Here is a 290-nt window from a genome sequence, read left to right as displayed (position 1 = left end):
TGGAGGGCGCACGAGACCGCCGCCGCGGTCGGCGCCCTCCACGCGGCCACCGCATCGATCGCAGCGCGCGAGCAGGAGCTCGCCGCGGTCGCCCACGAGCAGGTGCTGCGTCATGCGATCGAGCTGGCCGAGCTGATCCTCGCCGCCGAGCTGAGCGAACCGGGGGCCTCCGCCGCCGCCGCACTGCGCCGCGTGCTCGCCGCCCCGGAGGCCGCGGCCGCCCGCACCGTCCGGGTGCACCCCGACGACCTGCGCGTGCTGGAGCGCGACCCCGAGACGGCCGGCCACGG

1 protein-coding gene is annotated in these 290 nt (G+C 79.0%); it reads left to right on the top strand.

Going from position 1 to position 290, the window contains the following annotated elements; all coding sequences use genetic code 11:
- On the top strand, positions 1 to 290 hold a 290-nt coding region (locus tag DW299_RS00885), incomplete at both ends, for a FliH/SctL family protein (protein WP_205814306.1).

Source organism: Microbacterium sp. K35, assembly GCF_004794375.1.
Taxonomy (GTDB): Bacteria; Actinomycetota; Actinomycetes; order Actinomycetales; family Microbacteriaceae; genus Microbacterium; species Microbacterium sufflavum.
This window is presented reverse-complemented; position numbering and strand designations above follow the sequence as displayed.